Origin of the sequence: Paraburkholderia lacunae (genome assembly GCF_003353175.1) — a bacterium.
Classification (GTDB): domain Bacteria; phylum Pseudomonadota; class Gammaproteobacteria; order Burkholderiales; family Burkholderiaceae; genus Paraburkholderia; species Paraburkholderia lacunae.
Map to the genome: position 1 here is coordinate 302,186 of NZ_QHKS01000002.1, position 14,453 is coordinate 316,638.

The 14,453-nt window shown below is 62.9% G+C and carries 15 protein-coding genes; 11 read left to right on the forward strand and 4 right to left on the reverse strand.

What is annotated here, in order from left to right; translation table 11 throughout:
* Positions 1–28 precede the first annotated feature (28 nt).
* Positions 29–286, reverse strand: a complete 258-nt coding sequence (locus DLM46_RS04190) for an accessory factor UbiK family protein (protein ID WP_115099513.1) — start codon at positions 284–286, stop codon at positions 29–31.
* Between the two features lie 397 nt (positions 287–683).
* Here DLM46_RS04190 and DLM46_RS04195 point away from each other — a divergent pair, with 397 nt between their 5' ends.
* From DLM46_RS04195 to ptsP, 7 genes are all read left to right on the forward strand, one after another.
* The gene (locus DLM46_RS04195) at positions 684–1,022 is read left to right on the forward strand and encodes a P-II family nitrogen regulator (protein WP_006048089.1); all 339 of its coding nucleotides are present in this window, start codon (positions 684–686) and stop codon (positions 1,020–1,022) included.
* A gap of 44 nt (positions 1,023–1,066) precedes the next feature.
* Positions 1,067–2,584, forward strand: coding sequence for an ammonium transporter (locus DLM46_RS04200; RefSeq protein WP_115099514.1), 1,518 nt, complete (start codon positions 1,067–1,069; stop codon positions 2,582–2,584).
* A 231-nt stretch (positions 2,585–2,815) separates the two neighbouring features.
* Positions 2,816–4,105, forward strand: coding sequence for a glutamate--cysteine ligase (gene gshA, locus DLM46_RS04205; protein WP_115099515.1), 1,290 nt, complete (start codon positions 2,816–2,818; stop codon positions 4,103–4,105).
* 120 nt (positions 4,106–4,225) lie between these two features.
* Positions 4,226–5,182, forward strand: coding sequence for a glutathione synthase (gene gshB, locus DLM46_RS04210; protein WP_115099516.1), 957 nt, complete (start codon positions 4,226–4,228; stop codon positions 5,180–5,182).
* Positions 5,183–5,515: 333 nt separating this feature from the next.
* Positions 5,516–6,004, forward strand: a complete 489-nt coding sequence (locus DLM46_RS04215) for a PTS sugar transporter subunit IIA (RefSeq protein WP_115099517.1) — start codon at positions 5,516–5,518, stop codon at positions 6,002–6,004.
* 73 nt (positions 6,005–6,077) lie between these two features.
* Entirely contained in the window at positions 6,078–6,347 is a 270-nt protein-coding gene (locus DLM46_RS04220) for an HPr family phosphocarrier protein (protein ID WP_115099518.1), read from the forward strand.
* Positions 6,348–6,591: 244 nt separating this feature from the next.
* On the forward strand, positions 6,592–8,340 hold the full coding sequence (gene ptsP / locus DLM46_RS04225) for a phosphoenolpyruvate--protein phosphotransferase (protein ID WP_115099637.1): 1,749 nt from the start codon (positions 6,592–6,594) through the stop codon (positions 8,338–8,340).
* A 62-nt stretch (positions 8,341–8,402) separates the two neighbouring features.
* Here the strand turns inward: ptsP and DLM46_RS04230 are convergent, their stop codons facing one another.
* From DLM46_RS04230 to gpmA, 3 genes are all read right to left on the reverse strand, one after another.
* Entirely contained in the window at positions 8,403–9,161 is a 759-nt protein-coding gene (locus DLM46_RS04230) for a HesA/MoeB/ThiF family protein (protein ID WP_115099519.1), read from the reverse strand.
* A gap of 139 nt (positions 9,162–9,300) precedes the next feature.
* On the reverse strand, positions 9,301–10,875 hold the full coding sequence (locus DLM46_RS04235; RefSeq protein WP_115099520.1) for a S41 family peptidase: 1,575 nt from the start codon (positions 10,873–10,875) through the stop codon (positions 9,301–9,303).
* Between the two features lie 190 nt (positions 10,876–11,065).
* Positions 11,066–11,812 (reverse strand): 2,3-diphosphoglycerate-dependent phosphoglycerate mutase, encoded by a 747-nt coding sequence (gpmA, locus tag DLM46_RS04240; protein ID WP_115099521.1) that lies wholly within the window; start codon positions 11,810–11,812, stop codon positions 11,066–11,068.
* Between the two features lie 137 nt (positions 11,813–11,949).
* Between gpmA and DLM46_RS04245 the strand changes: the two genes are divergently transcribed.
* The 4 genes from DLM46_RS04245 to DLM46_RS04260 all read left to right on the forward strand — a co-directional run bounded on the left by DLM46_RS04245 (position 11,950) and on the right by DLM46_RS04260 (position 14,287).
* Positions 11,950–12,375 (forward strand): rhodanese-like domain-containing protein, encoded by a 426-nt coding sequence (locus DLM46_RS04245; RefSeq protein WP_054035864.1) that lies wholly within the window; start codon positions 11,950–11,952, stop codon positions 12,373–12,375.
* On the forward strand, positions 12,372–12,635 hold the full coding sequence (gene grxC / locus DLM46_RS04250; protein ID WP_115099522.1) for a glutaredoxin 3: 264 nt from the start codon (positions 12,372–12,374) through the stop codon (positions 12,633–12,635). Before DLM46_RS04245 ends, grxC begins: the two co-directional genes overlap by 4 nt.
* A gap of 160 nt (positions 12,636–12,795) precedes the next feature.
* The gene (secB, locus tag DLM46_RS04255; RefSeq protein WP_115099523.1) at positions 12,796–13,266 is read left to right on the forward strand and encodes a protein-export chaperone SecB; all 471 of its coding nucleotides are present in this window, start codon (positions 12,796–12,798) and stop codon (positions 13,264–13,266) included.
* Positions 13,267–13,288: 22 nt separating this feature from the next.
* Entirely contained in the window at positions 13,289–14,287 is a 999-nt protein-coding gene (locus DLM46_RS04260; RefSeq protein ID WP_115099524.1) for an NAD(P)H-dependent glycerol-3-phosphate dehydrogenase, read from the forward strand.
* The last annotated feature ends 166 nt before the right edge of the window (positions 14,288–14,453 follow it).

A 14,453-nucleotide genomic window follows, 5' to 3' on the forward strand; every position in this document is an offset into this window, starting at 1 on the left:
ATGCAGCTACAAGGCTGTGTGCGACGCCTTAAGGCGTTTGCGTCGTGACCGGGAGCTTCTGCTCGAGTTCGGCGACGCGGCGCTCCAGTTCTTCGAGGCGCGAGCGGGTGCGCACCAGTACTTGGGTTTGCGTGTCGAATTCCTCACGCGTGACCAGATCGAGCTTGGAAAAGCCCTGCGACAGCATGGCTTTGACGTTGCGTTCGACATCCTTGGCCGGCGAATTCTTGAACAGCTCGCTCATGCGGGCCTGGAAATCGTTAAAGACATCGTTCGGTTGTTTCATGGTGTTCCCCTTGGTGCACAAAAAATGTGCGTATTTCGTTACGTCTGTGCTTTGCCGCAGCGAATGATCGATATTGGTGCATGGGCGGCTGCCTGCCGCCGTCGCATGAGCCCGTTTGGTGCGCGGCTGTGTATCCGAAGCCTGCGAACACTCTAGCAACGATCCATGTGCCGCGCCACCGTGTCCCGTCAACGTTGGCCATCCGGCCAGGGCCGGCTGAGCCCCTTTTGAAGCGTGCTGCGGGCGACGTCTGACACAGCTGGCATGCGAGTTGCTGTTACTGCCCCGCGCGCACTGCCGGATGCGATTTACCCGGCAGCGGAACGAGACCACGCGAACGGATTATGGGTACGCAAACAGGTTACGCAACGGGTTACGCAACTTAGCGAGGGATGTCATGAAACTCATTACCGCAATCATCAAGCCGTTCAAGCTCGATGAGGCGCGCGAAGCCTTGTCGGCCATCGGCGTCTCGGGCATCACAGTGACGGAGGTCAAAGGTTTCGGCCGTCAGAAGGGCCACACGGAGCTGTATCGGGGCGCCGAATACGTGGTCGATTTCCTGCCGAAGGTGAAGATCGAGGCGGCTGTCTCGGACGACATCGTCGACCAGGCGATCGAAGCGCTCGAACGTGCAGCACGCACCGGCAAGATCGGCGACGGCAAGATTTTCGTCACGCCGATCGAGCAAGTGATTCGGATTCGCACCGGGGAGACCGGCGCGGACGCTCTGTAACACCCAAAGATAGCGACACAGATAGCGACAAGAGGAAAACGAAGATGCGCAAATTATTGATGTCCTTGCTGATGGCCGGTTCGCTGCTCGCGGGCGGTATCGGCGCCGCCCTCGCGGACGACGCTTCCGCCCCGGCAGCCGCCTCGGCAGCTGCTTCTGGTACAGCGGCGAGCGCGCCGGCACCGGACGCTTCGGCGGCACCCGCTGCTGCCGCGGCTTCGGCACCGGCCGCGGACGCGTCCGCTGCACCGGCTGCCAGCGCCGCAGCCGCCCCTGATGCATCGGCCGCATCCGCTGCCGCCGCGCCGGCCGCCCCGACCGCGCCGTTCTCGGTCGATTCGTCGAAGATCAATTCGGGCGACACCGCCTGGATGCTGACCTCCACCGCGCTCGTGCTGTTCATGACGATCCCGGGTCTGGCACTGTTCTACGGCGGCATGGTCCGCAAGAAGAGCGTGCTCGCGATCCTGATGCAGAGCTTCGCGATCACCTGCCTCGTGTCGATCATCTGGGTGGTGGTGGGCTACAGCCTCGCCTTCACCCCGGGCGGTTCGTTCATCGGCGGTTTGTCACGTTTCTTCATGGCGGGCATGAACTACATCCACGGCGACAAGGCGACGACGCTGACCGTCAGCCACCTTGCACCGACGATTCCGGAAACGGTCTACTGCGTCTATCAGATGACGTTCGCGATCATTACCCCGGCACTGATCACAGGCGCGTTTGCCGATCGCATGAAGTTCTCGGCGATGCTGGTGTTCATGACGCTGTGGTCGATCATCGTCTACTCGCCGATCGCGCATATGGTCTGGGAGCCGAGCGGCTGGCTGGCTAGCGCGGGCATCCTCGACTTCGCGGGCGGCACGGTGGTGCACATCAACGCCGGTATCGCGGCGCTGGTCTGCGCTCTGGTGCTCGGCAAGCGTGTCGGCTACGGCAAGGAAGCAATGGCGCCGCACAACCTGACGCTCACGCTGATCGGTGGCGCCATGCTGTGGGTAGGCTGGTTCGGCTTCAACGCGGGTTCGGCAGTGGCGGCTGACGGCCGTGCCGGCTTCGCGATGTTCGCAACGCAAGTGGCAACCGCAGCAGCAGCACTCGCCTGGATGTTCGCTGAATGGGCCGCCAAGGGTAAGCCGTCGGTGCTCGGTATCGTGTCGGGTGCCGTGGCGGGTCTGGTGGCGATTACGCCGGCTTCGGGCTTCGTCGGTATGACGGGCTCCCTCGTGATCGGCATCGCGGCAGGCGTGATCTGCTTCTGGTCGGCTACGTGGCTCAAGCACAAGCTCGGTTACGACGACTCGCTCGACGCGTTCGGCGTGCACTGCATCGGCGGTATCGTGGGTGCGCTCCTGACCGGCGTGTTCGCGGTCAAGGACATCGGCGGCGCGGACGGCAGCATCGTTCTGCAGGCGAAGGGCGTGTTGACGACGCTGATCTACAGCGGGGTGGTGAGCTTCATCCTGCTGAAGATCATCGACATGGTGATGGGTCTGCGCGTCACGGAAGAACAGGAACGCGAAGGTCTGGACGTGACGCTGCACGGCGAACACGTCGAATAAGGATCGAATACGAGCTCCAAGGCTTGACGAATCACTGAATCAAGCGCAGCGACTTTGGCCCGCCTTTATGGCGGGCTTTTTTCTTGCGGCCTATCCTGTAAACAGGAGATTTCCCCGCCTATCATGGCGATAGCGAGAATGCATTCGTATCCGCTTGCGAATGGAGAAACCGTCCCCAAATGGGCAAAGCATTTGCTCTACAATCTTTTTTCTCCAGTCTGCGAGTGATCAATGGTTCCGCACCTAGTTACGGCGTTAAACGGCCCGCTGCTCGACCTCGAGCGGAAGATCCTCGACGCTACGCCCGCCATCGAACGCTGGTTCCGGCTCGAATGGCAGGAGCACACGCCGCCGTTCTATTGTTCCGTCGATCTGCGTAACGCGGGTTTCAAGCTCGCGCCGGTCGACACCAATCTGTTCCCCGGCGCGTTCAACAATCTGCCGCAGGAAGTGCTGCCGCTCGCCGTGCAGGCCGCGATGGCGTCGATCGAAAAGATCTGCCCGGACGCGAAGAATCTGCTGGTGATTCCCGAGCGCCATACGCGCAACGCCTTTTATCTCGAGAATGTCGCCCGGTTGGCCGCGATCATGCGCCAGGCGGGTTTGAACGTGCGTTTCGGCACGCTCGACGAAAGCATCGTCGGGCCGGTCACGATCGCGCTGTCGGACGGGCAGAAACTCGTGCTCGAACCGCTCGAGCGCTCGCAACGGCGCCTCGGTCTGAAGAACTTCGATCCTTGCTCGATTCTGCTGAACAATGACCTGTCGGGCGGCATTCCGTCCGTGCTGGAAAATCTGCACGAGCAGTATCTGCTGCCGCCGCTGCACGCGGGCTGGGCCGTGCGCCGCAAGTCGACGCACTTCTCCTGCTATGACGACGTCGCGAAAAAGTTCGCGAAGATGGTCGAGATCGATCCGTGGATGATCAATCCGTACTTCGCGCACGTTGAAGGCGTCGACTTCCGGGAACGCACCGGTGAGGAAGCACTGGCGGACGCGATCGACGGCGTGCTGAAGAAGATCGCCAGGAAGTACCGCGAGTATGGCATCTCCGAAAAACCGTATGTCGTCATCAAGTCCGATGCGGGCACCTACGGTATGGGCGTGATGACCGTGCACGACGCGTCGGAAGTGGCCGCGCTCACCAAGCGCGAACGCGCCAAGATGGCGGCCACCAAAGACGGCCTCGAAGTGCATGACGTGATCGTGCAGGAAGGCGTGTACACCTTCGAGCGCATCGGCGAAGAAGTTGCCGAGCCGGTCGTGTATATGATCGACCGTTACGTGGTCGGCGGTTTTTATCGCGTGCACGGCAGCCGCGAGCGCGATCAGAATCTCAACGCGCCCGGCATGCACTTCGTGCCGCTCGGCTTCGAGCATACGGCGCTGCCCGATGCGCACGCGAAGCCCGGCGCGGCGCCGCCGAACCGCTTCTACATGTATGGCGTGGTGGCGCGGCTGGGGTTGCTGGCTGCATCGGTCGAACTGGAAAAGACCGATCCGGAAGCGATTCAGGTCTGAATTCCGCAAACGGATCGACGGCGGCCTGGGTGCCGCCGTCACCGCCGCCGCTGTGGGCACGGTCCACACCGTCTATATTTACGATCAATGCCAGGCCCATCAGGGCGCACCGGGACCTTCATGGATATTCTTTTCATCGCCGATCCGCTCACGCAGTTCAAGATTTACAAAGACTCGACTTACGCGATGATGGCCGAGGCCGCGCGCCGTGGTCACACGCTGTACACGTGCCAGCCGAAGCATCTGGCGTGGACGGGCGGCGACGTCGAGGCGAACGTGCAGCGCTTTGCGATCGTTGGCGACGGAGTGGATCTGCATCGCGACACCTGGTACGCGGCCGAAGCGGCCACGCCGCGAACGCTGAAGAGCTTCAGCGCGGTGGTGATGCGCAAAGACCCGCCGTTCGATATGGAATACGTGACGTCGACGTGGCTGCTGGAACTCGCTGAACGCGGCGGCGCGCGCATCTTCAACAAGCCGCAGGCGATTCGCGATCACTCGGAAAAGCTGGCGATCGGCGAGTTCGCGCAGTTCGTCGCGCCCACGCTGGTCACGCGCGACGCCACCCGTCTGCGCGCGTTTCATGAGGAACACGGCGACGTGATCCTCAAGCCGCTCGACGGCATGGGCGGTATGGGCGTGTTCCGCGTGAAGGCCGACGGCATGAATCTCGGCTCGATCATCGAAATGCTGAGCCACGACGGCGCGCGTTCCGTGATGGCGCAGAAATTCATCCCCGACATCAAGGACGGCGATAAACGCATTCTGCTGATCGGCGGCGAGGCGGTGCCGTATTCACTCGCGCGCATTCCTCAGGGCAATGAAGTGCGCGGCAATCTGGCGGCAGGGGGCTTGGGCGTGGCGCGCCCGCTCACTGAACACGACCGCAAGATCGCCGACACGCTCGCGCCGGTGCTGGCTGCGCGCGGCCTGCTGCTGGTCGGTCTGGATGCGATCGGCGACTGGCTCACGGAAGTCAACGTGACGAGCCCGACCTGCTTCCGCGAAATCATGGATCAGACCGGTTTCGACGTTGCAGCGATGTTCATCGGCGCGCTGGAGCGCGCGGCAGGTTGAAAGCGCTCTTCTTGAACGGCCGCCGTCGCCCCCAAACTGGGTAGTGAATCCGCATCGAGCGAAACGACGGCTTTGGCGCAAAATGGGCCTGCTACAATGCCCGCTCTTGCGATCCAAGCCTGTCCAAGCCGATTGGACGGTGTCCCCAGGACGCCACGGGCATGGATCGCGGACAGTGAGCGAGTCGTTGTCCGCGGTGCTTCAGGCGCTGCGGGCCGCTCGTCAAATGGTGCGTTCCGGCCCTCACGACCCACGGCCGGTCGAGGGCGCTTACGAACCGGGTAGTGTGTCCCGGTCCACGGTTCGGGGCCGTTTTTTTGCAGCAAGGCTGACATGGCAGGCATTCTGATCATTGCGCACGCTCCGTTCGCCAGCGCGTTGCGCGATTGCATTTCGCACATCTATGGCGGCTTGCCGGCTCGCATCGGCGTTATCGACGTATCGCCGGATTGCGATCCCGCCCAAATGGTCGCGTTTGCGCACGCTGAAATCGAGCGGCTCAAGGAAGAAAACGGCGCGCTTGTGCTCACCGATATGTTCGGTGCGACGCCGGCGAATATCGCCGGGCGCCTCGCTTCAGTGCCGAATGTGCGCGTGCTGTGCGGCGTCAATTTGCCGATGCTGGTGCGCGCGGTCTGTTACCGCGCCACGCCGCTCGACACGCTGGCCGACAAGGCGCTCGCCGGCGCCACCAAAGGCGTGCAGGCAATCGGACCCGCCACGGCGGTGCCGGATGCGCCGACAGCCTGTTCCAGCGACTGTTTGCCGGCCTTGCCGACTGAGGCCGTTTTGACGCAGAAGGCCGGCCCGACCGGGTTGTAAGCGGATCGCCGGCTTCGGACAATTTGCAGTTTCACCCTTCACAACAACACTTACCCGCGCTTCGGACCATCACATGCTGCAACAGGAAACGACTATCGTGAACAAGCTGGGGCTGCACGCGCGCGCGTCGGCCAAGTTGACGCAACTCGCGGGCAACTATCAGGCGGAAATCTGGATGAGCCGCAACGGTCGCCGCATCAACGCCAAGAGCATCATGGGCGTGATGATGCTGGCAGCGGGCATCGGCAGCACCGTTGTGATCGAAACGGAAGGCGCCGACGAAAAAGAAGCGATGGACGCATTGTTGAAACTGATTGCCGATAAATTCGGCGAGGGTCAATGAGTTCGCGTGTTCACGTTGCTTTGAGCAAAACGCCGCGGCTGTCCGCGGCGTTTTTTTTAGCGCGTGACAATGGCGGTATTGGCAGATGATTTGGCGCCGCGGGCGAGCATCGCTTACGGCAATTCGTGTTGCGCTGCACATAGCGCGGTCGTACGTGGAGCGGGCACGGAATTTATAATGGCCAAGAGAGTCTGAGAGCACTGCAGCGGTTTGCCGCGGCATCACACAACTAGAGGAGGTGCGCGTGTCATTCACGCTGCATGGAATTCCCGTGTCACGCGGTATCGCCATCGGGCGGGCTTATCTGATCGCCCCGGCTGCACTTGACGTAGACCACTATCTGATCGAACCCACCCAGATCGAAGGGGAGGTCGAGCGTTTCCGCTCGGCCCAGCAACTCGTGCATCAGGAGCTCGACGCGCTGCGCGCCGATCTCGCGGCAGACGCGCCCAGCGAAATGGGTGCGTTCATCAATGTTCATTCAATGATCCTGAACGATGCGATGCTCGTGCAGGAAACCATCGATCTGATCCGTACACGCCGCTACAACGTCGAGTGGGCGCTGACCGAACAACTCGAGCGCCTGTCGCGCCATTTCGACGATATCGAAGACGAATACCTGCGCGAGCGCAAAGCCGACATCGAGCAGGTGGTCGAGCGCGTGCTGAAGGCACTCGCCGGTGCGTCGGCGGCGCTGGTGGACGGCGTGCACGGCGCCTGCGACGAGATGATCGTGGTCGCGCATGACATCGCGCCGGCCGACATGATGCAGTTCAAGACGCAAACGTTTCAGGGCTTCGTCACGGATCTCGGCGGGCGCACTTCGCATACGGCGATCGTCGCGCGCAGTCTCGGCATTCCGGCCGCGGTTGGCGTGCAGCATGCGAGCCAGCTGATCCGGCAGGACGACCTGATCATCGTCGACGGCGATCATGGCATCGTGATCGTCGATCCCGCCCCGATCGTTCTCGAAGAATATTCGTACCGTCAAAGCGAAAAAGCGCTCGAGCAGCGCAAGCTCCAGCGCCTGAAATTTTCGCCGACGCAAACGCTGTGCGGTACACGCATCGAGCTGTGCGCGAACATCGAATTGCCGGACGACGCACGCGCGGCGGTCGACGCCGGCGCGACCGGCGTCGGCCTGTTTCGCACCGAGTTCCTGTTCATGAATCACAAGGACCGGTTGCCCGAAGAGGAAGAGCAGTTCGGCGCGTACCGGCGCGCCGTCGAGTTAATGAACGGCCTGCCGGTGACGATCCGCACGATCGACGTCGGCGCCGACAAGCCGCTCGATTCGATGGGCGGGGGCGACGGTTACGAAACCGCCTCCAATCCCGCCTTGGGCCTGCGGGCGATTCGCTGGAGCCTGTCGGAGCCGCAGATGTTCCTGACGCAACTGCGGGCGATTCTGCGCGCGTCGGCGTTTGGCAAGGTGAAGATTCTGATTCCGATGCTCGCCCACGCGCAGGAGATCGACCAGACGCTCGATCTGATTCGCGAAGCCAAGCGTCAGCTGGACGACGCAGGCATCGCCTACGATCCGAACGTGCAGGTCGGCGCGATGATCGAGATTCCGGCCGCAGCGATCGCGCTGCCGCTGTTTTTGAAGCGGCTCGATTTCCTGTCGATCGGCACGAACGATCTGATCCAGTACACGCTGGCGATCGACCGCGCGGATAATTCGGTCGCGCATTTGTACGACCCGCTGCATCCGGCGGTGCTGCATCTGATCGCATTCACGCTGCGCGAAGCGAAGCGGGCAGGCGTGCCGGTGTCGGTGTGCGGCGAAATGGCGGGCGATCCGGCGTTGACGCGTCTCCTGCTCGGCATGGGTCTCACCGAGTTTTCAATGCACCCGAGCCAGTTGCTGGTGGTCAAGCAGGAAATCCTGCGCTCGCATCTGAAGACGCTGGAGAAGCCGGTGGCCGACGTGCTGGCATCGTTCGAACCGGAAGAAGTCCAAGCGGCGCTCAAGCGCGTGGCGCTGGCTTAAGCGGTGCCGCGAAGGAAGCGTCGCGCGGTCGCGACGCTTCCTTCAGGTTCTGTCAATTTCATTCAGCCCGGATGCTTCTCGCCACATACCGGACAGTCCGGCTGGCGCGCGATGCGCATCGTGTTCCATTCCATCCGCAGCGAATCGAGCATCATCAGGCGGCCCACCAGCGGCGTGCCGATTCCCCCGATCACGCGTAGCGCCTCGGCGGCCTGCATCGAACCGATGATGCCGACCGTCGGCGCGAACACACCCATCGTCGAGCACGCGACTTCCTCGAACGGCTGGTCTTCGGGAAACACGCACGCGTAGCAGGGCGACGATTCCTCGCGGAAATCGAAGGTGCTGATCTGGCCGTCGAAGCGCAATGCCGCGCCGGACACCAGCGGCACTCCGTGCTTCACGCAAGCGCGGTTGATCGCGTGGCGGGTCGCGAAGTTGTCGGTGCAATCGAGCACGACGCCGGCGTGCGGCACTTCCCGGTCGAGCCACGCATCGTCGACGCGTTCGGCCACCGCGTTCACCACCACCTCAGGGTTGAGCCGTGCGATCGCGTCGCGCCCGGACTCGACCTTCTTACGCCCGACCGAGGCGGTCACATGCAGAATCTGCCGCTGCAGATTGGTCAGATCGACCGTATCGGCATCGACCAGCGTCAGACGGCCGACACCCGCGGCCGCCAGATACATCGCGGCCGGCGAACCCAGCCCGCCCGCGCCGACAACGATCGCGTGCGCATCGAGAAAACGCTGCTGCGCCTCGATGCCGATTTCGTCGACGAGGATGTGGCGGGAATAGCGGAGGAGTTGATCGTCGTTCATGGCGGGCGCGTGAAGTGAATCGCGCGATGGGATGCGAGGCCGATGGCCTGCGGCGCGCGTTGTCGTGGTGGTTATTCTAATCGCGCGGGGAGCGTGTCTTCGCAGCATAGGGCGCTGCGAAGACACGTGAGACGGATGCTTACTTGGACGGGCCAGGCGCCGCAGCGCCTGCCGGCACCGACGCGCCGGGCACCGGTTGTGTCGCCTTTACCGCTACCGGCGCGGAGGCCGACGTAGCCGGCTTGTTCTGCGCCAGACGCCGCTCGGTCAACGACTTCGATTCCATCACCGGCTTGCCTTCCAGCTTGTTCAGCGCCTGTTGCAGCATGAAATCGTCGGTTGAACCGAATTCCACCGGCTTGCGCTCACGATCCTTCTGGCGCTGTTCCGGCGTCTTCTTGTCGTTCTGCTCTTCAAGCTGACGCAGCTGGTCCATGCGCTCCTGTTCGCGCTGTTCCGCCTCCTTCTTCTCGTTCGGGTCCTGCGTGTTCGCAAGGTGATTCGAGTAGTCGACTTCGCGGGTGACCAGTGCGTCGTCCGGATCGCCCTCCACGTATTGATCCACCGCGATGTCAGGACGGATGCCCTTGTTCTGGATCGAACGGCCGCTCGGCGTGTAGTAGTACGCCGTGGTCAGACGCAGCGCGGTCTCCGCCGTCATGGGCCGGACGGTCTGCACCGAGCCCTTGCCGAACGTGGTCTTGCCGACGATCAGCGCACGATGCTGATCCTGCAGCGCGCCCGCGACGATTTCCGAAGCCGACGCCGAATAGGCATTGGTCAGCACGATCATCGGCACCGTCTTGAAGATCGGCGCTTCATCCTTCAACGGATCGCCGTCGAAAGATTGCAGACGGTAGTTGTCGTACGTATCGCGATAAACCTGCTTCGAATCCGGGATCTGACCGTTGGTCGATACCACCACCGAGTTAGGCGGCAGGAACGCGCCCGCGACGCCGACCGCGCTTTGCAGCAGGCCGCCGCCGTTATTGCGCAGGTCGAGCACGAGGCCCTTCAGGTTCGGCTGTTGGCGCGCAATGTCTTGCAGTTTCGCGGCCAGATCAGGCGTGGTGCGCTCCTGGAAGCTGGTGATGCGCACGTAGGCGTAGCCCGGCGCGAGAATCTTCATCTTGACCGACTGGACCTTGATGATCGCGCGCGTGACCGTGAGCGGGAACGTGCGGTCGTCGGTCTTGCGGAAGATGGTGAGCGTGACCTTGGTGCCCGGTTCGCCGCGCATCTGCTTGACCGCCTGGTCGAGCGTCATGCCACGCACGGGTTTGTCGTTGATGCGGGTGATCAGGTCGCCCGGACGGATGCCGGCGCGGAACGCCGGGGTGTCTTCAATCGGCGAGATCACCTTGATCAGGCCGTCTTCAGACGAAATTTCGATTCCCAAGCCCGCGAAGCGGCCCTTGGTCTGCTCCTGCAGTTCTTCGTAATCGGTCTTGTCGAGGTACGAAGAGTGCGGGTCGAGGCTCGACACCATGCCCTTGATCGCGGCGGTGAGCAGCTTTTTATCGTCGACCGGTTCGACGTACTCATGCTTGATTTGACCGAAGACTTCGGCGAAGAGCCGGAGCTGGTCCAGCGGCAGCGGCGCGGCCGTAGCGCTGGCGGGTTGCTGGGCCGAGGCGGAAAGTTGCAGCGTGGCAAATGCGCCGGTAGCAAGGCCCGCGGCGATCAGGCCGATGTTTTTCAGGTTCTTTCGCATAGAGTCTGTTGCGGTCGGAAGCGCGTGGCAGCGTCGATAGAGATGGGGACGGACAAGTATAACTGCACACCCGCCCAGGCAGTGCGTGACGCAGGTAATCGTGATTCGACAGCGCCGGTCGGGTCCGGTTCGGGAGATCGGAGCCGCGCCGCTGCGCATCTCACGCAGCGGCCGCGGCGATCTGGCGGAATCAGCCCGCCTTGCCCTGGCTTGCGACGGCGGCTTGCGCCTTCGCGATCGCTTCCTGGTCGCCCAGATAGTAGTGCTTGATCGGTTTCAGGCTGTCGTCGAGTTCATAGACGAGCGGCACGCCGTTCGGAATGTTCAGGCCGACGATGTCGTCGTCCGAAATATTGTCGAGATACTTCACCAGCGCGCGGATGGAGTTGCCGTGCGCGGCGATCACCACCTTGCGGCCCGCCTTGATGGCCGGCGCGATCGACTCGTTCCACAAAGGCAGCACGCGCGCGACGGTGTCCTTCAGGCACTCGGTGAGCGGGAGCTGCTCGCGAGGCACCTTGGCGTAGCGCGGATCGTTGAACGGAGCGCGGTCGTCGGACGGGTCCAGCGCCGGCGGCGGCGTGTCGTAGCTGCGGCGCCAGACCAACACCTGTTCGTCGCCGAATTTGGCGGCGGTTTCCGCTTTGTTCAGGCCCGACAGCCCGCCGTAGTGGCGCTCGTTCAGACGCCATGAATGCACGACGGGGAGATACATCTGGTCCATCTGGTCCTGCACGTGCCACAAGGTGCGGATCGCGCGCTTGAGCACCGACGTGTAGGCAATGTCGAACGTGTAGCCGGATTCCTTGAGCAGCAGGCCCGCTTGCTGCGCTTCACGGTTGCCCTGCTCGGTCAGGTCGACGTCGACCCAGCCCGTGAAGCGGTTTTCCTTGTTCCACGTCGATTCGCCGTGGCGGATGAGAACGAGTTTGTACATGAGATTGCCGGTCGGTAGTAAGGAAGCGGTAAAGCGCTGCGAGGCCCGTCTCGAGGAGGGCCGCCATCGCGTCAGAGGGTTATTTTATAATGGGTGGATTGCCCTTTTCGATTTCTCTCTTTTTCGGCGGATTTTCCGTGAAGTTTTTCACTGATTACACAAACCTTGTACTGATCGCGATCGTCCTCATCTCCGGTGGGTTGCTGCTGTGGCCGACGATCAGCCGGCGCGGCCGTGGCGGCCTGTCGGCCGCTGAAGCCACCCAACTGATCAACCGTCGCAATGCGGCGGTCATCGACCTGCGTCCGTCGGCTGATTTTGCCAAGGGTCATCTGCCCGCGGCACGGCACCTTGAATTTGCTGAGCTGCAGGCAAAAGTCGCGCAACTCGTGAAGAACAAGAGCAACCCGGTGCTGCTGGTGTGCCAGACCGGCCAGCAGTCGAACAAGGCGGCGCGTATCGTGCAAGATGCCGGGTACGCCGAAGTCCACGTTCTCGAAGGCGGTGTCGACGCCTGGCAGAAAGCCGGCATGCCGGTTGTGAAACAAGGAGCAGCGAAGTGAACAAAGTGATCATGTACAGCACCCAGGTGTGTCCGTATTGCCAGATGGCCGAACGTCTTTTAAAGTCGCGCGGCGTCGAGCAGGTCGAAAAGGTACTGATCGACAAGGACCCGACCCGTCGCTCGGAGATGATGACGCGAACCGGCCGTCGTACGGTGCCGCAGGTGTTCATCGGCGAGACGCACGTCGGCGGGTACGATGATCTGTCCGCGCTCGATCGCGCGGGCGGTTTGATGCCGCTGCTCGAAGCTGCTGCCTGAAGCCGCCTGAGTTTGCGCGCCGGCCGGCGCGAGAGTCGGGTGGGACGAAACAAGCCGGCGCATCGCCGTCCCCACAAGGGCGGCGATGCGGCTCAACGATCTGGCGGCCCGTGGCTGAATGGGCCGCCGCCATGTGTATAAATCAGGGAATCATCCAATCATGTCCGACGAGAATAACCAGCCGTTCTTCAACATCCAGCGCATCTACCTGAAGGACATGTCGCTCGAACAGCCGAACTCGCCGGCTATCTTCCTCGAGCAGGAAATGCCGTCGGTCGAAGTCGAAGTCGACGTGAAGGCCGAGCGCCTCGCCGACACCGTGTTCGAAATACTCGTCACGGGCACCGTGACGGCCAAGGTGTCGGACAAGGTCGCGTTCCTGATCGAAGCCAAGCAAGCCGGCATTTTCGACATTCGCAACATCCCGGCTGAGCAGATCGATCCGCTGGTCGGCATTGCTTGCCCGACGATCCTGTTCCCGTACCTGCGCTCGAACATCGCCGATGCGATCACCCGCGCCGGTTTCCCGCCGATCCACCTCGCCGAAATCAACTTCCAGGCCCTGTACGAGCAACGTCTCGCGCAGATGGGCAGCCAGGACGGCGCGGCGCAAAACGGCGTCACGCATTAACGCGTCGCAGGCAGTGCCGGCTATGAAGGTTGCTGTTCTCGGCGCCGGCGCATGGGGCACAGCCCTCGCCGGCCATCTGGCGGTACCGCACGACACGGTGTTGTGGGCGCGGGAACCCGCGCTCGTGGCCGATCTTTCCGCTTCGCACGAAAACGCCCGCTATCTGGCGGGCGTTGCTTTGCCTGCGGCGCTTCGCTATGAAGCGGACTTGAGCGCGGCGCTCGACCACGCGCTTGCCGACGACGCCCTGTGCGTCGTGGCAACGCCCGTGGCCGGCCTGCGCGGTCTGTTTCGGGCGATGCACGACGCGGGCAAAGTGCCGGCGCATGTGGTGTGGCTGTGCAAAGGTTTCGAAGCCGATTCGCAACTGTTGCCGCATCAGGTGGTCGCCGCCGAACTGCCGGGGCACGGCAGCAACGGTGTGCTGTCCGGTCCGAGCTTCGCGCGCGAAGTGGGGCAGGGGCTGCCGGTGGCGTTGACCATCGCGAGTGCGTCGGCGGCTTGCCGCGAGCGCACGGTCGCTGCGTTCCATCATGGCGCCATGCGCATCTATACCGGCGACGACGTCGTCGGCGTGGAAGTCGGCGGCGCGGTGAAGAACGTGCTGGCGATCGCGACGGGCATTGCCGACGGCCTCGGCCTCGGTCTGAATGCGCGCGCTGCGCTGATCACGCGCGGCCTGGCTGAAATGTCGCGTCTCGGCGTGACGCTCGGCGGTCGGGCGGAAACGTTCACCGGTTTGACCGGCCTCGGCGACCTGATTCTGACCGCGACGGGCGATCTGTCGCGCAATCGCACGGTCGGCGTGCAACTCGCCGCCGGCCGCACGCTTGACGATATTCTTGGCGGTCTCGGTCACGTGGCCGAAGGGGTGCGTTGTGCAGAAGCCGTCCTGGCGATCGCGCGCGCGCACGCGATCGAGATGCCGATCACGCAAGCGGTCTGTGCTGTGCTGTTCGACGGCGTGGCACCGCGTGACGCCGTCAGCGCCCTGCTGCGGCGCGATTCGAAAGCCGAATAAGTCCCATCTTTCAGCCGTTTGGCGCGCAAGCTCGCTGAACGGCTGCCTGCCATCGCCGTCCACGTTTTATCGACGCTTCGGACTAGCGAGGTTCCCATCCTCATTTTCAATGGTTGCACGTTAGCGGCGTGCATGGTGTTCGCCTGTTTCGTCGACGCCATGCACG

Bases quoted from the DNA above. Each gene is read 5' to 3' on its own strand.
- DLM46_RS04190 (WP_115099513.1), bottom strand. From the start codon at position 286: ATGAAACAACCGAACGATGTCTTTAACGATTTCCAGGCCCGCATGAGC.
- DLM46_RS04195 (WP_006048089.1), top strand. From the start codon at position 684: ATGAAACTCATTACCGCAATCATCAAGCCGTTCAAGCTCGATGAGGCG.
- DLM46_RS04200 (WP_115099514.1), top strand. From the start codon at position 1,067: ATGCGCAAATTATTGATGTCCTTGCTGATGGCCGGTTCGCTGCTCGCG.
- gshA (WP_115099515.1), top strand. From the start codon at position 2,816: ATGGTTCCGCACCTAGTTACGGCGTTAAACGGCCCGCTGCTCGACCTC.
- gshB (WP_115099516.1), top strand. From the start codon at position 4,226: ATGGATATTCTTTTCATCGCCGATCCGCTCACGCAGTTCAAGATTTAC.
- DLM46_RS04215 (WP_115099517.1), top strand. From the start codon at position 5,516: ATGGCAGGCATTCTGATCATTGCGCACGCTCCGTTCGCCAGCGCGTTG.
- DLM46_RS04220 (WP_115099518.1), top strand. From the start codon at position 6,078: ATGCTGCAACAGGAAACGACTATCGTGAACAAGCTGGGGCTGCACGCG.
- DLM46_RS04230 (WP_115099519.1), bottom strand. From the start codon at position 9,161: ATGAACGACGATCAACTCCTCCGCTATTCCCGCCACATCCTCGTCGAC.
- DLM46_RS04235 (WP_115099520.1), bottom strand. From the start codon at position 10,875: ATGCGAAAGAACCTGAAAAACATCGGCCTGATCGCCGCGGGCCTTGCT.
- gpmA (WP_115099521.1), bottom strand. From the start codon at position 11,812: ATGTACAAACTCGTTCTCATCCGCCACGGCGAATCGACGTGGAACAAG.
- secB (WP_115099523.1), top strand. From the start codon at position 12,796: ATGTCCGACGAGAATAACCAGCCGTTCTTCAACATCCAGCGCATCTAC.
- DLM46_RS04260 (WP_115099524.1), top strand. From the start codon at position 13,289: ATGAAGGTTGCTGTTCTCGGCGCCGGCGCATGGGGCACAGCCCTCGCC.